The sequence below is a fragment of the Propionivibrio sp. genome (genome assembly GCF_041441355.1).
GTDB lineage: Bacteria > Pseudomonadota > Gammaproteobacteria > Burkholderiales > Rhodocyclaceae > Propionivibrio.
In genome coordinates this window covers 45,628-68,467 of record NZ_JASDTF010000004.1, presented here as the reverse complement: position 1 = coordinate 68,467, position 22,840 = coordinate 45,628, and the positions used below count along the sequence as shown (strand labels likewise).

General features: G+C 62.3%; 24 protein-coding genes. 14 read left to right on the top strand and 10 right to left on the bottom strand.

What is annotated here, in order from left to right; genetic code table 11:
• The first annotated feature begins 68 nt into the window (after positions 1 to 68).
• Together QMB55_RS01050 and QMB55_RS01045 are read left to right on the top strand one after the other, a co-directional pair.
• Positions 69 to 497: a hypothetical protein gene (locus QMB55_RS01050; protein WP_497586803.1), complete on the top strand. Its 429-nt coding sequence runs from the start codon at positions 69 to 71 to the stop codon at positions 495 to 497.
• A 199-nt stretch (positions 498 to 696) separates the two neighbouring features.
• A complete protein-coding gene (locus QMB55_RS01045) occupies positions 697 to 1,605 on the top strand; it encodes a DMT family transporter (protein ID WP_497586802.1) in 909 nt (302 codons plus the stop codon).
• 56 nt (positions 1,606 to 1,661) lie between these two features.
• On the opposite strand, the gene QMB55_RS01040 is transcribed toward QMB55_RS01045, so the two are convergent.
• The 6 genes from QMB55_RS01040 to QMB55_RS01015 form a co-directional block, all read right to left on the bottom strand.
• Positions 1,662 to 2,264, bottom strand: coding sequence for a MarC family protein (locus tag QMB55_RS01040; RefSeq protein WP_497586801.1), 603 nt, complete (start codon positions 2,262 to 2,264; stop codon positions 1,662 to 1,664).
• 95 nt (positions 2,265 to 2,359) lie between these two features.
• On the bottom strand, positions 2,360 to 3,091 hold the full coding sequence (locus QMB55_RS01035; RefSeq protein ID WP_497586944.1) for an amino acid ABC transporter ATP-binding protein: 732 nt from the start codon (positions 3,089 to 3,091) through the stop codon (positions 2,360 to 2,362).
• 28 nt (positions 3,092 to 3,119) lie between these two features.
• A complete protein-coding gene (locus tag QMB55_RS01030; protein WP_497586800.1) occupies positions 3,120 to 3,878 on the bottom strand; it encodes an amino acid ABC transporter permease in 759 nt (252 codons plus the stop codon).
• 22 nt (positions 3,879 to 3,900) lie between these two features.
• Positions 3,901 to 4,671, bottom strand: a complete 771-nt coding sequence (locus tag QMB55_RS01025) for an ABC transporter substrate-binding protein (RefSeq protein ID WP_497586799.1) — start codon at positions 4,669 to 4,671, stop codon at positions 3,901 to 3,903.
• Between the two features lie 195 nt (positions 4,672 to 4,866).
• Entirely contained in the window at positions 4,867 to 5,622 is a 756-nt protein-coding gene (locus QMB55_RS01020; protein WP_497586798.1) for an ABC transporter substrate-binding protein, read from the bottom strand.
• A 136-nt stretch (positions 5,623 to 5,758) separates the two neighbouring features.
• Positions 5,759 to 6,652, bottom strand: a complete 894-nt coding sequence (locus QMB55_RS01015) for a GntR family transcriptional regulator (RefSeq protein ID WP_497586797.1) — start codon at positions 6,650 to 6,652, stop codon at positions 5,759 to 5,761.
• A 482-nt stretch (positions 6,653 to 7,134) separates the two neighbouring features.
• Here QMB55_RS01015 and QMB55_RS01010 point away from each other — a divergent pair, with 482 nt between their 5' ends.
• The 4 genes from QMB55_RS01010 (at position 7,135) to pabB (ending at position 11,825) form a co-directional block, all read left to right on the top strand.
• Positions 7,135 to 8,019 (top strand): hypothetical protein, encoded by an 885-nt coding sequence (locus tag QMB55_RS01010; RefSeq protein WP_497586796.1) that lies wholly within the window; start codon positions 7,135 to 7,137, stop codon positions 8,017 to 8,019.
• Between the two features lie 72 nt (positions 8,020 to 8,091).
• A complete protein-coding gene (locus QMB55_RS01005; protein WP_497586795.1) occupies positions 8,092 to 9,597 on the top strand; it encodes a M48 family metalloprotease in 1,506 nt (501 codons plus the stop codon).
• Between the two features lie 79 nt (positions 9,598 to 9,676).
• Positions 9,677 to 9,904, top strand: a complete 228-nt coding sequence (locus tag QMB55_RS01000; RefSeq protein WP_497586794.1) for a sulfurtransferase TusA family protein — start codon at positions 9,677 to 9,679, stop codon at positions 9,902 to 9,904.
• Between the two features lie 76 nt (positions 9,905 to 9,980).
• Positions 9,981 to 11,825 (top strand): aminodeoxychorismate synthase component I, encoded by a 1,845-nt coding sequence (gene pabB, locus QMB55_RS00995; protein WP_497586793.1) that lies wholly within the window; start codon positions 9,981 to 9,983, stop codon positions 11,823 to 11,825.
• A 3-nt stretch (positions 11,826 to 11,828) separates the two neighbouring features.
• Here the strand turns inward: pabB and QMB55_RS00990 are convergent, their stop codons facing one another.
• Genes QMB55_RS00990 through coaBC form a run of 3 tightly spaced genes read right to left on the bottom strand, consistent with a single transcriptional unit; the run spans position 11,829 to position 13,895 of the window.
• On the bottom strand, positions 11,829 to 12,245 hold the full coding sequence (locus tag QMB55_RS00990) for a secondary thiamine-phosphate synthase enzyme YjbQ (protein ID WP_497586792.1): 417 nt from the start codon (positions 12,243 to 12,245) through the stop codon (positions 11,829 to 11,831).
• A gap of 10 nt (positions 12,246 to 12,255) precedes the next feature.
• Complete coding sequence (dut, locus tag QMB55_RS00985; RefSeq protein WP_497586791.1) at positions 12,256 to 12,705, bottom strand: dUTP diphosphatase; 450 nt, start codon at positions 12,703 to 12,705, stop codon at positions 12,256 to 12,258.
• Positions 12,705 to 13,895 (bottom strand): bifunctional phosphopantothenoylcysteine decarboxylase/phosphopantothenate--cysteine ligase CoaBC, encoded by a 1,191-nt coding sequence (gene coaBC, locus QMB55_RS00980; RefSeq protein WP_497586790.1) that lies wholly within the window; start codon positions 13,893 to 13,895, stop codon positions 12,705 to 12,707. The genes dut and coaBC overlap by 1 nt, the downstream gene beginning before the upstream one ends.
• Before the next feature lie 165 nt (positions 13,896 to 14,060).
• Here coaBC and radC point away from each other — a divergent pair, with 165 nt between their 5' ends.
• The 4 genes from radC (at position 14,061) to rpmG (ending at position 15,831) form a co-directional block, all read left to right on the top strand.
• The gene (radC, locus tag QMB55_RS00975) at positions 14,061 to 14,738 is read left to right on the top strand and encodes a RadC family protein (protein WP_497586789.1); all 678 of its coding nucleotides are present in this window, start codon (positions 14,061 to 14,063) and stop codon (positions 14,736 to 14,738) included.
• Between the two features lie 48 nt (positions 14,739 to 14,786).
• Positions 14,787 to 15,296: an acyl-CoA thioesterase gene (locus QMB55_RS00970; protein WP_497586788.1), complete on the top strand. Its 510-nt coding sequence runs from the start codon at positions 14,787 to 14,789 to the stop codon at positions 15,294 to 15,296.
• 131 nt (positions 15,297 to 15,427) lie between these two features.
• Positions 15,428 to 15,661, top strand: coding sequence for a 50S ribosomal protein L28 (gene rpmB / locus QMB55_RS00965; RefSeq protein ID WP_497586787.1), 234 nt, complete (start codon positions 15,428 to 15,430; stop codon positions 15,659 to 15,661).
• Positions 15,662 to 15,675: 14 nt separating this feature from the next.
• Complete coding sequence (gene rpmG / locus QMB55_RS00960) at positions 15,676 to 15,831, top strand: 50S ribosomal protein L33 (protein ID WP_497586786.1); 156 nt, start codon at positions 15,676 to 15,678, stop codon at positions 15,829 to 15,831.
• A gap of 82 nt (positions 15,832 to 15,913) precedes the next feature.
• Here rpmG and aceK read toward each other — a convergent pair whose 3' ends face one another.
• Positions 15,914 to 17,686 (bottom strand): bifunctional isocitrate dehydrogenase kinase/phosphatase, encoded by a 1,773-nt coding sequence (gene aceK, locus QMB55_RS00955; protein WP_497586785.1) that lies wholly within the window; start codon positions 17,684 to 17,686, stop codon positions 15,914 to 15,916.
• Between the two features lie 263 nt (positions 17,687 to 17,949).
• On the opposite strand from aceK, the gene icd reads away from it, so the two are divergent.
• The 4 genes from icd (at position 17,950) to QMB55_RS00935 (ending at position 22,828) form a co-directional block, all read left to right on the top strand.
• Positions 17,950 to 19,179, top strand: coding sequence for an NADP-dependent isocitrate dehydrogenase (gene icd / locus QMB55_RS00950; RefSeq protein ID WP_497586784.1), 1,230 nt, complete (start codon positions 17,950 to 17,952; stop codon positions 19,177 to 19,179).
• Between the two features lie 303 nt (positions 19,180 to 19,482).
• Positions 19,483 to 19,989 (top strand): hypothetical protein, encoded by a 507-nt coding sequence (locus QMB55_RS00945; protein ID WP_497586783.1) that lies wholly within the window; start codon positions 19,483 to 19,485, stop codon positions 19,987 to 19,989.
• A gap of 218 nt (positions 19,990 to 20,207) precedes the next feature.
• On the top strand, positions 20,208 to 21,281 hold the full coding sequence (locus QMB55_RS00940) for a nucleoid-associated protein (RefSeq protein WP_497586782.1): 1,074 nt from the start codon (positions 20,208 to 20,210) through the stop codon (positions 21,279 to 21,281).
• Positions 21,281 to 22,828: a hypothetical protein gene (locus QMB55_RS00935; RefSeq protein WP_497586781.1), complete on the top strand. Its 1,548-nt coding sequence runs from the start codon at positions 21,281 to 21,283 to the stop codon at positions 22,826 to 22,828. Before QMB55_RS00940 ends, QMB55_RS00935 begins: the two co-directional genes overlap by 1 nt.
• Positions 22,829 to 22,840: the final 12 nt, after the last annotated feature.

The following is a 22,840-nucleotide window of genomic DNA, read 5'->3' as shown; positions in this document are numbered from 1 at the left end:
GTGGCCTGTGGCAAGGTTCGCGCTGTCCTGCCGCGGTCGTGCGCGCAGGCGTATGAGGAGTGAGGCTGATGGAGTATGTGGTGAATATTGTCGCCGCGCCGGTGGATGAGGCGCAGGCCGTGGCCGATTCGGAGTGTCCGCTCGACGAGTGGCGGGGCATCGACGCTCCCGGGGTGACGCCGGCCATGTTGGCACAGATCGAGAGCACCTTGACCGGCGCCGCCCTGTCCGAGTCGCTCGACCGGTGCGAGCCCTTGGCCTGGGGTGAGGGCGGGGCGAGTGTCCTGCGTCTGGACGATGCCCTTGGTGAGCGCCTGGTGGCGTGCGACGAGGAGATGCTGGCGCGTTGTGCGGAAGAGCTGGCGGGCAGCGAGGCCTTTGAGAACGAGGCGTGGGCGGAGGAGGAGATCCTGTCCTTGCTCCTGGCCCTGCACGATCTCGCGGAAAGCGCCGAGGATGAAGGCGCGGCCTTTTTCGTCTGGTTGTGCGCGTGTTGAACCCGGGCCGGGGGCGCAACGTTCCCGGGGCTGGCGTGGCGGCAGGGGCGCGGATCGGGTAAGATTTCCGACACGGTCCCTTCTGTCACATTCTTTCGCGCCGACTGCCGTGCGGCGCGTCCCCTCCGCCGTTTTTCTCTAGTCCGCATTTCGCGTTCTGCTGCGCTGGCCGCTGCTTTGGCCGGGCTTTGAAAGCATCATGAATCGTTCGCAAGCCAATATCCTTCTCGTTCTGGTGGCCTTGATCTGGGGCTCGGCCTTCGTTGCCCAGGCCCGCGGTATGGACGGCGTCGGCCCGTTCACCTTCACCGGCCTGCGCTTCCTGCTGGGCGTTTGCGTTGTTGCGCCGTTCGCCTGGCGCGACTGGCGAAAACTGCAGGCGCGCGAAGTCCGGCCTGGAAAGCCCGAGCTCTACGGCGTTGTCGGGCTCGGGGCCTTGCTGGCGCTGGGGGCTGTTTTTCAACAGATCGGCATGCTCTACACGACGGTGACCAACGCCGGTTTCCTGACCGCGCTCTACGTGCCGCTGGTGCCCTTGCTTTCCTGGGGGCTGCTGCGTTTGCGCCCGCATTGGTCGACCTGGCCGACCGCGCTCGGCTGCCTGTTCGGGACTTGGTTGTTGTCGGGGGCGAACGGTTTGAACGTCGGCGTGGGGGATGCGTGGGTCATTCTCAGCAGCCTGTTCTGGGGGCTGCACGTCCTCTACGTCGGGCGCATCGCCGAGCGCGTTGGCGGCGCCTTTCTGGTCGCCTGGGGGCAGTTCCTCGTCGTGGGCGTGGTGTGTACGGCGTGGGCGATCGGGTATGAAACGATTACCCTCGACGGGTTACGCGAAGCGCTGGTGCCCATCCTGTACACCGGGGTCATCTCGGTCGGTTTCGCCTATACCGGGCAGGTCGTCGCCCAGCGCTATGCCGGCGCAGCGGACGCGGCGATCATTCTCTCGTCCGAGACGCTCTTCGCCGCGCTGTTCGGATACCTGATGATGGGCGACCGGCTCAATGCCGCCGGCGTGGCCGGTTGCGTGCTGATCTTCGTCTGCATCATCGCCGTGCAACTGGCGCCGCTCGTCGGGGCGCGTGTCCAGGCCGACGGCGCACGCGGCTGACGGCGGGCGCCGCATTATGCTACGCCGCGCGCGTTAGATCGGGCGCAGGGGCAGGATCAGCTGCCGATCTCGAAGGCGACGCGGATGCCGCTGATCAGCATCTGCACGGCCATGGTGATCAGGATCAGGCCCATCAGGCGTTCCATGGCCTCCATCCCGGCTTTGCCGAAGATGCGGGCGAACCAGCGCGAGGTGAGCAGGCAGACGGTGTTGATGGTGCCGGCGACGACGATGGCGCCGATCCACAGCAACGTGTCGCCGCTTTGACGCGAGGCGAGCAGCACCGTGGCCAGCGCCGTCGGTCCGGCGATCATCGGGACGGCCAGGGGAACGATGAAAGGCTCGCTTTCCGGCGCGTCTTCGCCCGTCGCGCTCTTGTGAGGCTGCGGAAAGACCATGCGCAGGGCGATCAGGAAGAGGATCAGTCCGCCCGAGATGGTCAGCGCCGGGTCGCTCAGGCGCATCAGGGCGAGGAGGTGGTCGCCGATCAGCAGGAAGCCGATCATCACCAGAATGGCGATGCTGCATTCACGCAGGATGATGCGCGAACGGCGTTCCTCGGGGACGTTGCGCAGGAGCGAGAGGACCACCGGCATGTTCCCGAGCGGGTCGAGAATCAGCAGCAGCAGGAAAACGAAGGAGACGAGTTCACCGTTCATGGGCGTCGGTGGCCGGCGGCGTGGAAAGGGCAATTGTCGCAGATTCGCCGTGTGCCGGCGACTGCGTGGCGCAACTCAGAACCCTTTGGAAAACCTCAGAACCCGTGCCTGACCTGCGACAGGAAGGCTTGGGCGCGCTCGTGATCGGGGTTGGTGAAGAAGGCTTGCGGCGTGGTGTCTTCGAGGATGCAGCCCTCATCGAAGAAGATCACGCGGTCGGCGACTTCGCGCGCAAACCCCATCTCGTGCGTGACGACGAGCATGGTGATGCCGGTGTGCGCCAGTTCGCGCATGACCGCGAGCACTTCGTTGACCATCTCCGGGTCGAGCGCCGAGGTCGGCTCGTCGAAGAGCAGCACCTTGGGGTCCATCGCCAGGGCACGCGCGATGGCGACGCGCTGCTGCTGCCCGCCGGAGAGCTGGACGGGGTACTTGTGCGCCTGGTTCTTCAGCCCGACGCGTTCGAGCAGGGCCAGCGCCCGGGCTTCGGCTTCTTCCTTCTTCATGTTGCGCACGCGCATCGGCGCCAGCGAGACATTGCGCAGGATCGTGAGGTGCGAGAAGAGGTTGAAGCTCTGGAAGACCATGCCGACCTCGCGCCGGATGGCGTCGAGGTTCTTCAGGTTGTCGTTGAGCGTGATGCCGTCGATGACGATCTCGCCCGAATCGTGCGTCTCGAGCCGGTTCAGGGTGCGCAGGAAGGTCGACTTGCCTGAACCCGAGGGGCCGATGATGGCGGTGACCTGGCCTTCGATGAACGAGGCGGAGACGTCGCGCAGGGCGTAGAAGTCGCCGAAACGCTTGGCGACGTTGCGCGCGACGATGATGGGCTTGGAGGCGGTGCTCATGCTCGGATTAGCGCTTCTGGCCGACGTCGAGCTTGGACTCAAGCGCCGCGGTCAGGGTGGTGAAGGCCGTCGTCAGGATCAGGTAGATCGCGGCGAGCGTCATGAAGACAGGGATCGGCTGGTAGCTTTCGGCCTGCACCCGGTAGCCGATCATGGTCAGTTCGACGACGCTGATCGCATAGGCCAGCGACGAATCCTTGACCAGCGACGCCAGGTTGTTGGCCAGCGCGGGTAGCGCGACGCGCAGGCTTTGCGGCAGGATGATGTCGATGAAGGTCTGGCCCGGGGTCAGGCCGAGGGCGCGGGCCGCTTCGATCTGGCCGTGCGGTACGGCGAGGATGCCGGCGCGGACGCATTCGGTGTTGTAGGCGCCGACGTTGAGCGCCAGGGCGATCGCCGCGCAGGCGAAGTCGGAGAGGACAATGCTCTCGGGCAGCATCGTCGGCAGGACCAGCCAGACGAAGAGAATCTGGAGGAGCAGCGGCGTGCCGCGGATCAGCCAGACGTAGAAATCGCACAGCCAGCGCAGCGGCGGGAGCTTGGAGAGCTTGCCCATGCCGGCGACCACGCCGAGCACGACGCCGGCGGTGCCGGAAATCAGGGTGAGCAGGACGGTCACCCGGGAGCCTTCCGCAAAGAGCTGGGCCGCCGGGCCGATCGGCGCCGGCAGGGCGGAGAGCGGAAGGGCCATGCCCCAGAGAAAGAGCAGGAGGCCGACCATGGCGCCGGCCATGGTCAGTCCCGGGTGTTGCTTCGTCCAGTTCATCGGTGCAGAGGTTTAACGTAGCTTAGCGGCAGGTGATGTCGGTCTTGAAGTACTTCTGCGAGATCTTGGCCAGGGTGCCGTTCTTTTGCAGTTCGGCCATGGCGCCGTTGACCTGCTCAAGCAGCTCCTTGTTGCCCTTGCGCAGGATCATCGAGATGCGCTCGACGAACAGTTGCTCGCCGGTGACGATGCCCGCCTTGGGGTTCTTGTTCAGGGTTTCCATGACCGTGAACTTGTCCGACACCCAGGCGTCGATCTTGCCGGCACGCAGTGCGGCGAAGGCTTCCGGGTCGGCCTTGTAGGTCTTCACGTCCTTGATGCCCTCGATCTTCTTGGCGGCATCGTAGTAGCTGGTGGCGATCTGCACGCCGGCGGTCTTGCCCTTGAGGGCGGCGGCGGTCAGCGGTCCGTTCTGCTTGGCGGCGATCTGAGCGCCCGAGCAGTAGTGCGGCGCGGCGAAGTCGACGGCCTTGGCGCGCTCTTCGGTGTGGCCGTGCGAGGCGATGGCGAAGTCGAAACGATCCTGGCCGACGGCGGCGACCTGCGCGTCGAACGGGGCAGTGCGCCATTCGAGCTTGAGCCCGAGCTGCTTGGCGACGGCTTCGGCGACGTCGACTTCGTAGCCGGTGAGCTTGGTGCCTTCGTAATAGTTGAAGGGCGCGTACTGGCCCTCGGTGACGGCAATGATGGTGCCCGAGGTCTTGATCGCGTTCCAGTCGCGCGCCTGAACCGGAGCGGACAGCATGAAGGTCAACGGAATGACGGCACTCAACACTTTGGCAATGAATCGCATGACAGCTCCCCGTAGTAGTGGTTAATGATGCGCGGCTGGATCATCGAGCCGAACCTGGATTATCCGGGCCCGGAGTATAAAAAAGGGCGACAGAATACCGTAAAGCCGGCGCTGAATAAATGGGCGTGGGACGAAATGCGTCCTTGTCCGGGACGTGGTCGTCCGCCGCGTGAGCGGCCGGAGCGTCCGGTGGCTTCATTCCGTGGAAACGGGGCGTTCGCCGGCCGGCGGCGCGAGGGTCACGCCGGCCACCTGATGGCGGGCCAGAGCCTCGGCGACGAAGCCGCTGGCTTTCATGCTTTCGACGAATTCGTGCAGCCGGGCGGCGGCGGCTTCGCCGCGTGCGCGCGGCAGGCCCATCGCCTGGCGGATGACCATGAAGCGTCCGGGCAGCAGGCGCAGGCCCGGGTGGCGGGCTGTGTCGCCTTCGAGCTGTTGGCGGACGCCGGCAGCGACGTCGGCCCCGCGTTCGAGGAACTGTTCGACGACAACCTGAGAGTTGGGGGCACGGACGAGTTCTGCCGCTGTGATCGCGCGACTGAGGTAAAGGTCGTAGGCGCTGCCCTGGCCAACCACGATGCGGTGGCCGGCGCGGTCGACTTCTTCGTTGCAGGTCAGCGGCGAAGCCTCGCGGACGAGGTAGCAGCCTTCGATCAGGACGTACGGGGCAGTAAAGGCGATGTCCTGGCCGCGCTGCGGGTCGATGGCGAAAAAGCCGACGTCGGCCCGCGCTTCGCTGACGGCTTCGACCGAGCGCCCGGCGGTGTCGAAGACCACCAGTTCGAGCGGCACGCCCAGGCGCTCGGCGAGGGCGTGCGCCAGGTCGACCGAGACGCCGAAAACTTCGCCGCTGCTGCCGTCGCGTCGGGCGAGCAGCGGATTGCCGAGGTTGATCGAGGCGCGCAGAATCCCTTGCGGGGCAAGGTCGGCGCAGGCGGCAGTGGCGGACATGGCGGCTCCTGAGGGGCTGTACGCGAAGCGGGCGTCGCGGCGAGGCGCACGCACCCGTCATTCAACCCTTCGACGATACTACGAAGCGGGTGCGCGTGGCGGTTTTTTTCGCCGCCACGGCGTTTCCGCGGCGGTCTTAACGGAGCGTCGAACTGATCCGCTTGATCCGGTTGAGCGTCGTCACGAGGTGCTTGCGCAGCTCGCGCGCGGCCTCGCGGTTGCGACCTTTCTCCAGCAGTTCGAGGACGTGCAGGTGCTGCAGGCACTGTTCGCGGCAGTGGTCGCGGTTCTTGATCGAGCGGTAGGAAAGCAGGCGCCGGACGCGGTTGACGCGGCGGATGGTGTCGATGAAGAAGGGGTTGCCCGAGGCTTCGACCAGGGCTTCGTGGAATTCGACGCCGCGCTCGTGCAACTGGTCGGTGGCTTCGGTTTCGATGCCGCCTTGCAGGAGGCGCATTTCCGCTTCACGGCAGCGTTCGAGGGTGATCGGGTCGAGCTTGTAACCCGGCTCGAGCAGTGCCGCCGGCTCGACGACGAGGCGCAGGCGATACGATTGCAGCAGGCTGTCGGGGGTGGTCAGCATGCTGGAGAACACCCAGCCGTAGCCCGGTTTCTTGATCGCCCAGCCTTCCTGGCGGATGCGGCTCAAGACGCTTTGCAGCTGCGAGTTGGTCAGGTCGTAGCGGTTCTTGAGCAGGGTTTCCGAGAATTCGTTCGGCAGGCTGCCGTCGAGCAGGTCGTCGGCGATCCGGAGGTAGGCCTGGGTGACGATGCTCGATTCCGACAGGCCCAATTGCTCGGTGAGTACCGAGGTGGGGTGTTGCAGGGCCTGGGCGACGAAGTAGCCGCGGTTCGGCTCGCGGCGCAGGATGCCCTTTTCGTGCAGGAGCTTGAGCGCCTCGTTGATCGGCGAACGCGAGACGTGCAGGAAGTCCGCGAGACGTTGGGCGGGCAGGTGGCTGCCGGCGTCGAGCTTCTCGGTACGGATGTAGTCGACGATCTGGATGGCGATGGGTTTTTCAGTTTTCATGGCAAGAAGTGGTATGCAGGCGTTGGCGGCGTTTCGTCCCACGATGTCCTGGCTTCGTCCTGCGGGCATTAAGGTGCACGCAAGCGAATGATCCGGCGTCGTTTTTTGTGTGTTTCCGGACGGTCGTCGTCTAATGGTGTTGTTTAGGTTTTTGGGTGATGCATTTTTGCATAACTGAGGAATAACGTGCAATAAACTTGGCGATTGTCATCATTCGGTTCCGCGAAGTGAAAAATGATCCGGTCGCGAGCTCAAAATTTTCGTCTTGATGCAAAAGGGTTTTAAGGCGCAGGCTTGTCCGGTCAAGCGTTTGATCGTTAAGTCTTAATCTATTCCATTAGGCATATTGATCGGATGCCCCCTGAGGGCGAGGCAGTATTTTTGGGGGCGGCACGCGTTGCACTGGTGAAAGTGCTTGTCTAGTCTTGGTGTGCAAAAGGCGGTGGCAAGGAGGAGGGCGGGCGATGCGCGGATGGTGTCTGATGGTCGTGGTGTTGCAGGGGCTGTTGCTCGGCCCGTGCATGGCCGCGGATTGGCGGGTCGGAGTCGACCAGGGCTTTCGCGAGCCGCGCCTCGGCATCGGTTTTGCGAGCCCCGAGCTGCGCAGCGAATTCGCGGCGGACGATCTGCCCGGGCTCGACTCTCCGCTGGTCGTCGGCGGGCAGCGGACCTTGTTGGAAATGCTGGTGATCGGCACCGTTCTGCGCCGGGTGGATCCAGATGCCAGGATCGTGCTCGTGCCACTTTCCAACATTCGCCGCGGGATCGTGCTGCTGCAGGCCCAAGGGCTCGAATTGCTCGGGCAGACCTTGACCGACGGCGATGTCGAGCTCAATCGCGACAAAAACCAACGGATCAGCGGCATGTTGCGCAGCCCGCCGCTGATCCGGCGTAACGAATTCGAGATGGGCGTTTTCTCGACTGCCGAACGGCAGCCCGTCTTGGCGATCACAGATCCGGCGGCGTTCCGAGCCTTGCGCGGGGTGACCGTCGCCAGCTGGGCGGGAGATTTGGCCCTGATGCAACGCATCGTTGGCGATCGGATCGTAACTGTGCCGCGTCGCGACATGATCGCCCCCGCCATTGCCAACGGGCGCGGCGATTTCACTTTCTCTTTCCTGAGCGAGCCGGTGGTGACCCGCATTGGCGGCGAGCTGTTGCGCATCCCCGGATTCAAGGTGAGGCTGCCCGACGAGCGCGCCTTCTATATTGGAACGCATCGACGGGATCTCCTGCGCGCGTTCGAGGCGGCGTTCGCCGAATGGCGGGCACACCGGCCCGACGCGCTGGTCGAGGCGCTGACCCGGGCCGGGACCATTTCGCCCGAATATCGCAACTGGATCGACCTAGCGCCCGCAGCGCCCTAGGCGCTTCGCCCCGGGACGCGAGCGCTCCGGCTCCGGTATCATGGCGGTGTCCATCTTCGCTTCCCGAGTGCCGTGACCGAAAAGACGAACCGTCGCTGTCGCGACCTTCCCCGCTGGCTTCGCCGTTGCGGCGCCTGTGCCGCGATGGCCTTGCTGTTGCCGTCCGTGGCGCTGCCCTTCGGCGCCGAGGACCTGCCCGACCTGGGTGAATCGGCGCGCGCCGAAATGCCGCAGCAGCTCGAACGGCGGATCGGCGAGAGCATCATGAACGACATCCGCCTGCGCGAATCGACCTACATCGACGATCCGGACGTCAACGATTACCTTGCCCGTCTGGGCGGGAAACTCGTCGAAGCGAGCTCCAGCCCGTCCGGCGACTTTCATTTCTTCGCCCTGCGCGACCCTTCGATCAACGCCTTTGCCATGTTCGGCGGCTACATCGGCGTCAACAGCGGCACCCTGCTCTCGTCGCAGTCGGAGTCCGAACTGGCCGGGGTGATCGCGCATGAAATCGCGCACATCACCCAAAGCCATCTTGCCCGCCAGATCGCGCGCGAGAAGCAGAACACCATCCCGATGATGGTGGCGATGGCGATGGGGATTCTCGCCGCGCGCTCCAACGCCAACGTCGGCGCCGCGACGGTGGCCGCGACCCAGGCCGGCGCCATCCAGTCCTACCTTGCCTACAGCCGCGACTTCGAGCGCGAGGCTGACCGCATGGGCTACCTGACGCTCGACAAGGCCGGCTTCGACGTGCGCGGCATGGGCGATTTCTTCGACCGTCTGCAGAAAGCCGGGCGGCTCTACGACTACAACGCGCCGGTCTACCTGCGTTCGCACCCGATGACCCTGGAGCGGATGTCGGACATGCAAAGCCGGGCGCAGGACGCGCCCTACCGGCAGGTGGTCAGCAGCCTTGATTTCCATCTCATCCGCGCCAAGCTCAAGGCCCAGAGCGGGACGCCGAGCGAAGCGATCCGCGAGTTCTCCAACCAGCTGCGGGAAAAGAAATACGCCTCGCTGCCGGCGGTGCATTACGGGCTGGCGGTGGCCCACATGCGCAACCAGGATGTCGCGGCGGCGCAGCGCGAGGTGGACACCCTGCGCACGCTCAAGGCCGCGTCCTCTTCGCCGATCCTTTACGCGCTGGCCGCCGAAGTGCGCGCCGCGCAGGGCGATTTCGAAGGCGCGCAAGGCCTCTACCGGGACGGCATGCAGCGCTATCCGCAGGCCAAGGCCCTGGTGTATGGCTATGCCGAGGCGCTGTACGCAGCCAAGCAGTACGAGAAGGCGCAGCTCTTTCTCGACAATCAGCTGCAGCTGAGGCCCTCGGATTACAAGCTGCACGGCCTGCAGGCGCGCAACTACGCGGCGCAGGGCAAACGCCTGCAGCAGCATCGCGCGCAGGCCGAGTTCTACATGCTGCAAGGGCAGTTGGGGCAGGCCGTCGAACAGTTGCAATACGCGCAGCAGGCGACCGACGGCAACTTTTACGAGCAGTCGGCGGTCGATGCCCGCCTGCGTGAACTGCGCCGCCTGCAGGCCGAGGAGGCCAAGCTCCGGCGCGGCGGACTCTAGCCTCCGGCCCCGCGTTCGCGCGGGCGCGCTTGACAGGGACGGTAGAATTTCCGTTTTCGAGAGGAGTATGAAAACGACCATGCACGCAGACCGCCAACTCGACGTTCAGGGTCTCAACTGCCCGCTGCCCATCCTGCGCACCAAGAAGGCGCTGGCCGAAATGGCCTCGGGCGAACTGCTGCACGTGCTGGCTACCGATCCGGGCGCGGTGAAGGATTTTCACGCCTTCGCCAAGCAGACCGGCAACGCGCTCGTCGAGAGCCGTGAAGACGGCCCGGTTTTCGAGTTCGTCTTCCGTCGTAAATAACCGTTTCCTGAGTTTTTCGTTTACCGACGCGCCGAAGTGCGTCGGCAGCCCTAACTTCGTTTCGTTGCCGCAGTCCATGCCGCTTCCCGATCCCTACGCCGATGCCCCCTTCGCCCCCTTCGCCATCTTCGAGCGCGATGACGGCGGCGCCTGGCTGCTGAGCGGCCTGCAGGCGGCGCTCGATGAGGACCTCGCCGGCGAGGCCGATCCGGCGGGCGCTCTGGCCAGCCTGCTGGGCCGTCTGGAAGCGGCCTCCAGGCAGGGCGAGTGGGTGGCGCTGGCCGCCGATTACGCGCTTGGCGCGGCGTGCGATCCGGCCTTGTTGAACGTCGCGCACGGCGCACGCCGCTTGCGTGCCTGGCGTTTTGCCCACGCGCAGGCGCTGTCCGCCGAAGCGCTCGACGCCTGGCTGGCCGCGCGCCTCGCGGCCCTCTCCGAAGCCGAGCGCTGCGCTGGCGTCGCTGAGCTGACGCCGGCGCTCTCTGAGCCTGAGTACACGCCGCGCGTCGAGCAGGTGCAACGCTGGATCGCCGACGGCGAGTGCTACCAGATCAACCTCACCTTCCCGCTCGACCTCAAGGTTTACGGCCATCCGCTGGCGCTCTACGCCGCCTTGCGCACTCGCCAGCCGGTGCGCTACGGCGCCTTCATCGCGGCGGGCGCGGGGCAGGCGACGCTGCTTTCGCGCTCGCCCGAACTCTTTTTCGAGCGCCAGGGCACGCGTGTCGTCACCCGGCCGATGAAGGGGACCGCGCCGCGTGGCGTCGATGCCGTCGATGACGAGGCGCGGCGCGTGGCCTTGCAGGCTTCGCCCAAGGAGCGAGCCGAGAACGTGATGATCGTCGACCTCTTGCGCAACGACCTCGGGCGGCTCGCCGCGCCGGGCAGCGTGCGCGTCGAGGCGCTGTGCGCGAGCGAGGCCTACCCGACGCTGTGGCAGATGGTGTCGACGGTCGCGGCCGAGCTGCCGGGCGTATCGCTGGCCGAGATTTTTGCCGCGCTCTTTCCCTGCGGCTCGATCACCGGCGCGCCCAAAATCCGTGCCATGCAGCTCATCGACCGCCTGGAGGCGCGGCCGCGCGGCGTCTATACCGGCGCCATCGGCTACCTCGCGCCGGGCGGCGACTGCCGCTTTAACGTCGCCATCCGCACGCTTGAGATCGAGGCCGACGGGCGCGCGCAGCTGGGCGTCGGCAGCGGCATCGTGATCAACGCCGACCCGGCGCGCGAATACGCCGAGTGCCTGTTGAAAGCGCGTTTCCTGACGGGCTTCGATCCCGGTTTCCTGCTGATCGAAACGCTGCGCCTGGACAACGGCGTCTATCCGCGCCTTGAAGGGCACCTCGCGCGCCTCGCCGCGTCGGCGCGGGCCCTGGGCTTTGCTGATGCCGAGGCGCAGGTGCGTGCGGCCTTGGCTGGCGTGGCGCGGCAGGACTCCGCTGGCGTGCGGCGCGTGCGCCTGACCTTGGCGCACGACGGCAGCCTTGCCGTGACGCACGCCGCGCTGGTCGAAGAGGGCGGGCGCGCCTGGCGTGCGGTGATCGCTCCCGAGCGTCTTCCGGACGGTGCGGGTGAAGCTTTCCTGCGCCGGCACAAAACCACGGTGCGCGGTCTTTACGACGCGGCGCTCGCCGGGCTGGCCGCCAGGCCCGACGCGGCGGAGGTCTTCGACGCGATTTTCCTCAACGCGCGCGGTGAAGTGTGCGAAGGCGCGCGCAGCACGGTTTTCGTCGAGCGCGAGGGCGTGCTGCTGACGCCGCCGCTTGCGAGTGGCTGTCTGGCCGGGGTCTTGCGCGCCGAGTTGCTGGCGAGTGGGCGGGCGGTCGAAGCGGTGCTCACCGAGGCCGAGTTGCGAACCGCGCCGGCGGTGTATCTGGGCAATGCCCTGCGCGGCCTGATGCGGGTGACGCTGGTCGAGTGAGTTTCAGTCACCGAGCACGGTGACGACGAGGCGCCGCCGGTGCGGCGTGCCGCGGTGTTCCCAGAGGTAAAGGCCTTGCCAGGTGCCGAGGCGCAACGCGCCGTCGCGGATCGGAAGGCTCAGCGCGCTGCCGGTGAGGGCGCTGCGCGCATGCGCCGCCATGTCGTCGGCGCCTTCGTCGCGGTGCCGGTAATCCGGGTCGCCGTCGGGCGCCCAGCGCCGGGCCAGCGTTTCGAGGTCGCGCCGCACGTCGGGGTCGGCGTTCTCGGTGAGCAGCAGCGAGGCGCTGGTGTGCAGGACGAAGACGTGAGCGAGGCCGCAGCGCACGCCTGTGGCGCGGACGATGCGCGCCACTTCCGGGGTGATGTCCTGCGTGCCGCGTCCGCGCGTCTCGACGACGAATTCGTCCTGATGTGCCATCGATCGGCGTTCAGCCCTTGCCGGTGCTGCCGAAGCCGCCCGCGCCGCGCTGGCTGGCGTCGAATTCGTCGACCACGTTGAAGGCCACCTGCACCACCGGGACGACGACGAGCTGCGCCAGGCGGTCGAGCGGGTTGAGGGTGAAGCTGTCCTTGCCGCGGTTCCACACCGAAACCATGATCTCGCCCTGGTAGTCCGAGTCGATCAGGCCGACGAGGTTGCCGAGCACGATGCCGTGTTTGTGGCCGAGGCCCGAGCGCGGCAGGATCATCGCTGCGAGGCCGGGGTCGGCGAGGTGCAGGGCCATGCCGGTCGGCACGAGGTGGGTCTCGCCCGGGTGGATGTGCATCGGCGCGGCGATGCAGGCGCGCAGGTCGAGGCCGGCCGAGCCGGGCGTGGCGTAGTGCGGCGGGTTGTCGGCAAGGCGCGGGTCGAGCAGGCGGACGTCGATACGGTGCATCAGTGTTTCTCCAGCATGAGGGCAATGTGCGCCACGAGGCGGCGCGAAAGTTCGAGTTTGCTGCCCGGCGGCAGCGGGGTTTCGCCGTGGGCGTCGAAGAGGACGAGGCGGTTGTCGTCGCCGCCGAAACCGTCCTGAATCAGGTTGCCGACGATGAGCGGGATCTTCTTGCTCTTGCGCTTTTTCTCGGCGTAGGCCGCCAGATCGCGGCTCTCGGCGGCGAAGCCGACGCACAGCGGCGGTTTGGCCAGCGCGGCGACGTCGGCGAGGATGTCCGGGTTGCGGATCAGGGCGATCGGCGGCAGGTCGCCGTCGTCCTTCTTGAGCTTGTGATCGGCCGCGAGTTGCGGGCGGTAGTCGGCGACCGCAGCGACGCCGATGAAGACGTCCTGGCTGGCAACGCGTTCCATGACGGCGGCGTGCATGTCGAGCGCCGAGACGACGTCGACCCGTGTCACTCCGCGCGGGGTGGGCTGGCTCACCGGGCCGCAGACCAGCGTGACTTCGGCGCCGGCGTCGCGCGCCGCGCGGGCCAGCGCAAAGCCCATCTTGCCCGACGAGAGGTTGGTGATGCCGCGCACCGGGTCGATGGCCTCGAAAGTCGGGCCGGCGGTGAGCAGGAGCTTGCGGCCGGCGAGTGGCTTGGGCTGGAAGAAGGCGATCAGCGCGTCGAGGATTTCGGCCGCTTCGAGCATGCGCCCGGCGCCGGTTTCGCCGCAGGCCTGCTCGCCACTGGCCGGGCCGAGCAGGGTGACGCCGTCGGCGCGCAGGGTGGCGACGTTGCGTTGCGTCGCCGGGTTCTGCCACATCTGACGGTTCATCGCCGGAGCGAGGAGCAGCGGGCAGTCGCGCGCCAGGGTCAGGGTGGAGAGGAGGTCGTCGGCCAGACCGTGCGCGAGCTTGGCCATGAAATCGGCCGAGGCCGGCGCGATCAGCAGCGCGTCGGCGCCGCGCGTGAGGTCGATGTGCGGCATGTTGTTGGCCATGCGCGCGTCCCACTGGTCGGTGAAGACCGTGTGCCCGGACAGCGCCTGGAAGGTGACCGGGGTGACGAAGCGGGTGCCGGCCTCGGTCATCGCCACGTGCACCTCGGCGCCTTGCTTGACCAGCAGGCGGACGAGTTCGGCCGACTTGTACGCGGCGATGCCGCCGGTGACGCCGAGAACGATGCGTTTACCCGAAAGTTCCATGTGTTCGATCCGATGGTTGCGTGTTGCGGAAAAGGAGGGCGCGGCGTGCGGGCGGGAGGGCCGGAGGGCGCCGGGCGCGGCGGCGGGCCTGGGGTGAAGGCGCGCCTGGAATTTCCTTGGAATGTCCTTAGAATGACTGCGGCCCATTTTAACCGAGAACCCGCCATGGCGATTACCGACTGGCCCGCCGACGAACGTCCGCGCGAACGCCTGCTCAAGCAGGGCGCGGGCGCCCTTTCCGACGCCGAGCTGCTGGCCATCTTCCTGCGCGTCGGGGTGGCCGGAATGAGCGCCGTCGATCTGGCGCGCATCCTGCTCGAACGCTTCGGCAGCCTCAACCGCCTGTTTGCCGCGACGCAGGCCGAAGTGGCCGCGGTGCCCGGCCTCGGGCCGGCCAAGTACGCGCAGCTGCAGGCGGTGTTCGAGCTGGTGCGGCGGGCCTTGGCCGAGGAGCTGCGCGACCGCGACACGCTCGCCTCGCCTGGCGCGGTGCGCGACTACCTGCGCCTGAATCTGGGCGGGCTGGGGCACGAAGTCTTCTTCGCCCTCTGGCTCGACGCGCAGAACCGACTGCTGGCGAGCGAGGCGCTGTTTTCCGGCACGTTAACGCAGACCAGCGTCTACGCCCGCGAAGTGGTGAAGAAGGCGCTGGCGCACAACGCGGCGGCGGTCGTCTTTGCGCACAACCACCCTTCGGGCGTCGCCGAGCCGTCGGCGGCCGACCGGCAGCTGACCGCCGCGCTCAAGGCGTCCTTGGCGCTGGTCGACGTGAAAGTGCTCGACCACTTCGTCGTCGCCGGCAACGCCGCGCCCCTGTCTTTTGCCGAGCGCGGCTGGTTGTAGGCGGCCTTTCGTTAAAATGCACGCTTGTTCTCTTCGTCAGGAATGCCCATGACCGACCCCGTTCAGTCCAACCGCCAGATGACCATGACCCTGCTGATGACGCCGGACATGGCTAATTTCTCCGGCAACGTGCATGGCGGCATCGTGCTCAAGCTGCTCGACCAGGTGGCCTACGCCTGCGCCAGCCACTACGCGGGCAAGTACGTGGTGACGCTGTCGGTCGACCAGGTGATGTTCCGCCAGCCGATCCACGTCGGCGAGGTGGTGACTTTTCTCGCGTCGGTCAATTTCGTCGGCAAGACCTCGATGGAAGTCGGGGTCAAAGTGATCGCCGAGAACATCCAGACCCAGGTGGTGCGGCACGCCAACAGCTGCTTCTTCACCATGGTCGCGGTCGACGAGGCCGGAAAGGCCAGTCCCGTTCCGGCTTTTACCCCGGCGACGGCCGACGAATTGCGGCGTTTCGAGGCGGCCCAGCTGCGCCGCCAATTGCGCCAGGAATTCGAGCAGCGCAGCCGGGCGATCCAGCATTCGACGGGGCCGGCGGCGACGTCCTGAGCCCCGCCGTGTGGGCGTTTTGTGGCCGGCGGGCGACGGCAATTGGCAAAGTCTCAGAAATGGCTTGTTTTTTTTGAAGAGTTTGCGTTAAAATCCCCGGCTTTCTTCCCAAGTTATTTGGAGCAACAATCATGGCGCGTGTCTGCCAAGTGACGGGTAAAGGCCCGATGGTGGGGAACAATGTCTCCCACGCCAACAACAAAACGAAGCGCCGCTTCCTCCCGAACCTGCAGTATCGTCGTTTCTGGGTTGAAAGCGAGAATCACTGGGTGCGTCTGCGCGTTTCCAACGCCGGCCTGCGTACCATCGACAAGAAGGGTATCGACGCTGTGCTCGCAGATCTGCGCGCCCGCGGCGAGATCTAATCGAGGAATCTGCCATGCGTGAAAAGATCAAGCTTGAGTCGACGGCCGGTACCGGCCACTTCTACACGACGACCAAGAACAAGAAGACCATGCCCGAGAAAATGGAGATCATGAAGTACGATCCCAAGGCTCGCAAGCATGTGGCCTACAAGGAAACCAAGCTGAAGTAATCGGCTTGTCGTTCCCGGCACGCGCCAAAAAAACCTCGCTCCGGCGAGGTTTTTTTTCGCCCGTCGAACGGGATCTTCGGCCTCAGCGCAGGCCGACGTCGGTGCACATGCGCTTGAAGGTGTTGCAGAAGCGCAGTTCGGTCGGGTAGGGGAAGAAGTCGACGACGTGCCCGGCGCGGATTTCGCGCTGCGCGGCCTGCCAGAACTCGGGCGTCAGCAGGTCGCGGTGGTACTTGAGGAAGGCTTCGCGCACCTTGGTCGAGCCGAGCAGGAAGGCAGCGAACTCCTCGGGGAAGACGTCGTGCCGGCCGACCGAATACCACGGCTCGCTCGACAGTTCGAGGTCCGGGTAGGGCGCCTCGGGAATCGCCCGGAAGTTGCAGTCGGTCATGAACTCGATTTCGTCGTAGTCGTAGAAGACGACGCGGTTGTAGCTGGTGACGCCGAAGTTCTTCCACAGCATGTCGCCGGGGAAGATGTTGGCGCAGGCGAGCTGGCGGATGGCGTTGCCGTATTCCTGCACGGCGTGGTCGATCTGCTCCGGTGTGGCGTGGTCGAGGTAGAGGTTGAGCGGGGTCATCCGGCGCTCGGTGTAGAGGTGCTTGATGACCAGCGTGTTGCCGTCCTCCTCGATCAGCGAGGGCACCTGCGTGCGCAACGCTTCGAGCAGTTCGTCGGAGAAGCGGTCGAGCGGGAAGGCGACGTGCGAGAACTCCAGCGTGTCTGCCATCCGGCCGACGCGGTCGACCTGCTTGACGAGCTGGTACTTGGCCTTGACGGTGTCGTGGTCGACTTCCTTGGTGGCGGCGAAGACGTCCTTGATCAGCTTGAACACGTAGGGGTAGGACGGCAGGGTGAACACCAGCATGACCATGCCGCGCACCCCGGGGGCGATGACGAACTTGTCCTGTGAATGGCGCAGGTGCGCCATCAGGTCGCGGTAGAACATAGTCTTGCCCTGTTTGCCCAGGCCGAGCATGGTGTAGATCTCGGAGCGCGGCTTGTTGGGCATCAGGCTGTGCAGGAAATTCACGTAGCCCGACGGCACTTCCATGTCGACCATGAAGTAGGCGCGCGAGAGCGAGAACAGGATGGCGATGCGCTTGGGTTCGAGCAGCACGGTGTCGAGCATCAACTGGCCGTCCGGGGTGTGCAGCACGGGGATGGCGAAAGGCTGCTCGGAGAAGCCGTTGATCGCCTTGCCGAAGATGTAGGCGCCCTTGTTGCGGTAGAAGGCCGAGTGCAGCACCTGGATTTGCAGGTTGGCCTCGGCCGGCGGCCAGCCGCCGAGGTGGTCCTTGATCGAACGCGTCACGTAATGGACGTCGCGGTCGAGGTCTTCGAAGGGGCGCTGCCAGCCGAAGTCGAGCACCAGTTGCTTGATCGAGCGGTGCAGCCCGTTCTCCATCGGGTAGTAGATCGAATAAACCGGCGGATTGGAGAGGATGAAGTCGGTCGAGATCGTCGGGCGGGCGAAGATGTAGTCGTTGTTGAAGTAGGTGCGGTGCAGCAGGCGCGACCACACCGAGTTGAAGAAAGTCTCGGCCAGCTCCGGCTGCTTGTGGTTGATCAAGAGGCCGATGTAGAAAAGCTTGACCTGAAGCAGCGTCTCGTCGTCGAGCAGGTGGGCGCGCAGGTCGTCGGCCAGGGTGCGCGCGGTTTCCTTGGCGCTGTCGTTGTAGGCCGGCAGACGTTCGCGCACGGCGTCCTGCACGCCCTTCCAGTCGCCGGCCTCGAACAGCGCCTTGGCGCGCCGCCCGTAGGCGCGCAGCTCGGCGTAATGGGCGTCGAAAGCCTCGATGGTGGCCTCGGCGATGCGCCGGGCGATGGGGTGGAATTCGTTGGAAATGCTCATTTTGGACGGAGTTGAGGGGGCGCGAGGAGGGGAGTTTAGCATTCGCTAAACGGAAGCAATTGATGCGCAAAGAGAATGAGTTTGTGCTGGCGAGGAACGACCATTTACTCCATAATCCTCAGCTGTGCATCCCGAATTGGCGGTCGAAAGGTCGCGCTGGCAAACGATTTCCGGCTTTCGGGCCGTGGGAAGATGTCGTAAGGTTTGGGCACAGCAGGTGTTAGGCAGTCCGTACTCACAACACTAAACCAACAGGAGCAGAAATGAGCGAGAGTTTGATCAAGGTTCCGCAAGGCGGACAAAAAATCGTTCCGGGCCAGGCCATGCCGGACAACCCGATCATCCCGTTCATCGAGGGCGACGGCATTGGTGTCGATATCACCCCGGTGATGAAGAAGGTCGTCGATGCGGCCGTCACCAAGGCCTACGGCGGCAAGCGCCAGATCCACTGGATGGAAGTCTACGCCGGTGAAAAGTCGACCAAGCTCTACGGTTCCGACGTCTGGCTGCCGGCCGAAACGCTCGCCGCGCTCAAGGAATACTCGGTTTCGATCAAGGGCCCGATGACCACCCCGGTCGGCGGCGGCATCCGCTCGCTCAACGTCGCCCTGCGCCAGGAACTCGACCTCTACCAGTGCGTCCGCCCGGTGCGCTACTTCCGCGGCGTGCCTTCGCCGCTCAAGCAGCCCGAGCTGACCGACATGGTCATCTTCCGCGAGAACACCGAAGACATCTACGCCGGTGTCGAATGGATGGCTGGCACCGAAGCCTGCACCAAGGTCGTCAAGTTCCTGCGCGAGGAAATGGGCGTCAAGAAAATCCGCTTCCCCGACACCTCGTCGATCGGCATCAAGCCCGTCTCCAAGGAAGGCACCGAGCGCCTGGTGCGCGCCGCGATCAAATACGCGATCGACAACAAGCGCAAGTCGGTGACCATCGTGCACAAGGGCAACATCATGAAGTTCACCGAAGGTGGCTTCCGTGATTGGGCCTACGCGCTGGCCAAGAACGAGTTCGGCGGCGTCGAGATCGACGGCGGCCCGTGGCTCAAGCTGCCCAACGGCATCGTCATCAAGGACGCCATCGCCGACGCCTTCCTGCAGCAGATCCTGCTGCGCCCGGCCGAGTACGACGTGATCGCCACGCTCAACCTCAACGGCGACTACATCTCCGACGCGCTCGCCGCGCAAGTCGGCGGCATCGGCATCGCCCCGGGGGCCAACATCTCCGACCAGTACGCCTGCTTTGAAGCCACCCACGGTACCGCGCCCAAGTACGCCGGCAAGGACTACGTGAACCCCGGTTCGCTGATCCTCTCGGCCGAAATGATGCTGCGCCACATGGGCTGGGTTGAAGCCGCCGACCTGATCATCAAGTCGATGGAAGCCGCGATCGGCGACAAGGTCGTCACCTACGACTTCGCCCGCCTGATGGACGGCGCCAGCGAAGTCTCGTGCTCGGGCTTCGGCAACGCGATGATCGAACGCATGTAAGCATCCGCGCCGCAGGCGCCCCCGGGCGCCTTGCCGCACCCCAAAACCCCGCCGCGACAGCCGTCCGGCGGGGTTTTCATTTTGGGTGCAGGCAAGCTCGGCGGGCGGGCGGAAAAAACCGGCCTGCAAGGCGCATCCAGCGGTCGTTTCAGCCATGCAGGCCTGGACGCGCCTCTCGATGCGCCTTCCAGGCCTGCTTTTTGGAGGATGAAATATCGCCTTGATTCGACAAGGGGCCACGGCGTAGACAGCCGCCCGTGCCAAACGTAAGCTGCGCTGCGTAACGACGAAAGGGGCTGAAGAATGAACGCCAAAACGCTGCTTGCCCTGCTGCTCGCGCCCGCCGTGCTGTTCGGCTGCGCGACTTCAAACTACACCGACGCGCCCCCGACGCTGGGCGGGATGTACTCCAAGTACGCCTACCTTGGCTACGCCGGCGAAATGCGGCGGATCGAAGACGTGGGGATCGTCACCACCGACGGCTCGATCATGATCCTGGCGGTCGATGGGCAATCGGTGTCCGAGCTAAAAGCCTTCAAGTCCGCCGGCCGTTCCGCCAGCGGGCGCTACCAATTGCACCTGCTGCCCGGCATGCACGCGCTGGTACTCGGCGTCGGCGAAGCGCGCGGCGCCAACACGAAAGCCTGGACGACCTCGCACAGCACGAAAATGCTCTCGATCAACAAAGGCCAGGTCGTGCATCTGACGCTCGCCGAGAACGGCAACACCTGGAGCGCGAAAACCAGTGATGGGAGGGCGGCACTCGATTCGATCGTCAGCGATTTTCGGGAGCTGACGCGAAGGAAATAGCCGGGTTTACCAACGTTCAATAAGGTGTGATGATTCTCACGATTGAACCGTTTGTGCGGTTGAGACTTGTCTAAACGATACTCTAGTGAGAGCGAGCCATTTGTATGTATATGGGCTATCATGTAGCCGAAACTGGTTGGTATTGATGTGGTTTTTTTGGTAAAACTAAAGCTTAGTCTGGTTGTTTAAATAGCGACTGAATAATAATGGGGAGGTGTATGGAAGTGGCCGAAAAAAATGAGTTGAACTCACTCAAAATACTTAAGACTACATTGCACCAAATTGATGTTGTGAATAAGAGGTCAAAGTCCATCGAGATGTCAGGTGACTTGGCAGATTTGAATGAATATCTCTGCACGCTTCTGTCAGAGCTTCGTGAAAAAACGGAGAGGCGGTCCTATAAATTTGAAAGAAATACTACTGAGTTTTATTCGGCCTTGGAGGCGTTTGGAGCGTCTGGAGATTTGGGGGGTGAAAGAAGTGATTCTCTTGCGAAAAGGCTTCTTTCTCAAGAGATAAAGGCGGAAGAGCGGTACAGTCAGTTGGCAAAAAAATCTGGCCAGCTTTTGCAGAAAGGTAGTTTTTTACAATTTTTGTACAAAGACGAATCTGGAATTGGGTATCTTGGGGTTAAGTTAGAACACCAGACATTTGTCGATGAGCATGATTTTAAAAAGCACTCTGGGTTGCCGAATACATCAAAAGTGTATAAGGCATGCCATGTGTTTTTTGATAATGAAGGTCTTCCAAGTCTGGTGCAAGCATACGATACTAATTCGCAGCCGGCTGCTTACTGGTGGAAGGAGTTTCTTGAGCTTGAAGTTCTGCGTAATGATGAGCACAATACATCTGTGGCTGTGAAGTGCGTGGTTAGGACAATTGGTAGCATTAAGAAAGAATTTCCTCATGATTACACTGTCTTAAGAAACGCGGTTGTCGCCGCCTTTAAGCAAAAAGGGAGAATGAATTACGTTGATTTTGTGGAGAAGACGTTTTTGAAGTACGAGCCGCACGATGTTGCCCTGAGTAAAAAAATTGAATCTATTATTGAAAAGCTTAAGCAGCTTCCTGAGAGATATAATTTTGACACTCAGTTCGAGCTTGTTCCGGGTGCTGTTGATTTTCGTAGAACAAAGGTTGACTTAACGCCAGAAATTTCGTTGTCGTTTGAGCCAGATATTAAAGATATTGACAATAAAATTTGGTCAGAGCAAACGAAGGAGGGGAGGCGGCTTGTTGTGATTCACTCTGATGAGGCTTTCGAAAAATTCAAGATCAGAGCGAGGGTTTGATGAGCGATAGATCTATCAGTGAATTAATTAAAGTCTCGGCTTCTGAGGTTTCCGAAACATCGGTTGATTTTGTTGCAAAGACAATTGTCTGTCATCCCTATTTGGATGCGTGTACTGCTTGGATTGATGCTGTTGGTGAAGTGTCGGTCCGGGATAGGTTTGAACTTTTTTTCTCTATTTCTGGTGAACGAAAAACTACTGATGGAAGTAGTGTTTCTTTGGATGAAGTGGGTCGCTTTATCCGCGAATTTGGTGATGAGGTAGAGGTTGAAATTAAGCTCCACATAAAAAAAGAAGTAGTTGATTGTAAATTGTCTATTTATTCTATAGAGCACTATTCTGATTTTGTTGAGGGGCAGAGTCTTGGTGATTTTTTGGCAAGTATGTCTGCTTTATTTGATGAGTATCTGTGTTTTGAAGTTTTTTCTGATATTCCAGTTTTTGGTAGTAAAGCAATATTGTTCCGGTCTGCAAGTTCTTTGAGTGAATTTAAATGTATTCCGTCGGCTGATGATGTTTTAAGGCGGCGCGAGCAATTGCTTTTGTTTAAAGAGAATTGCTTGGTTTCTTGTTTGTCTTTTCCTTTTAATAATCTGACGCCTGGTGATTTTTATTTGGGTTGTGACACGGATTTTCCGGCTCTTGAGAAGAAATTTAAGTCGGCGTGTTCGGTGCTTGCGCTGATGTTTTTGGCAAACAATACCGAGTGTGTTTCGGGTGGATTGTTTTCTTATAAATTCTACGGTTATAAAGCTGTTGACTGCCAGTATTTTGGGTCTGGCGATCTTGTGGTCGATTTTGATTTCATATACCAGATTTATGACTGGGCGTATGATGGTGGAAATGTGTCGGACAAGCTTGGTTTAGTGAGAAATATTGTTTCCATACACCTCGATGAGCAAGGGCGTCCAAAGTTTGATAAGCAGTTGAAGGATGCTATTTGGTCCAATTATCAAATTTATTTAAAGGGGAATGTTCAATCTTATTTGGAAGTTAAAAATAAGATAGGCGAATTATTGGTCGATTTTATAGGAAGAACAGCGTCAATATCTGATGATTTGTTGGCATCCTTGAAAAGCAATGTTGCTATTGTTGTTACGTTTCTGCTGACAGTGGTTGTTGTTAATGGATTAAAAGATAATGGGGAGTCAGTTGTTTTTTCTAATATATACCTTGGTGTGGTGTTTATAATCACGGCTGTTTCTTGGTTGTGGCTTGGTTTTTTAAAGAAGAATATACTTGTTCGATTTGATTCTGCTGCCAAGTCGATCGAGGCGACTATTTTGGCGAATTATGGGCGAGTGTTGTTGTTGGATGAAATAAAGGAATCGGTTGGTCCTGCGATCAGTGAGAATAGGTCTTCTATAATTAATGAAATCACCTCTTATTCCCGATTATGGCAGGTTCTTCTTTTTGCGTTTCTGGTTTTATATTTTATTGGGAACGCTATTTATGTGGAGAAAAGTGCTTTTTTTGTTTTCTCGGACTACGTGGTTCGAGTTGTCGAGTATCTTTGTGCTACAGATATCAACACGCCCAAACGCTAAGGGCGTTCAGGC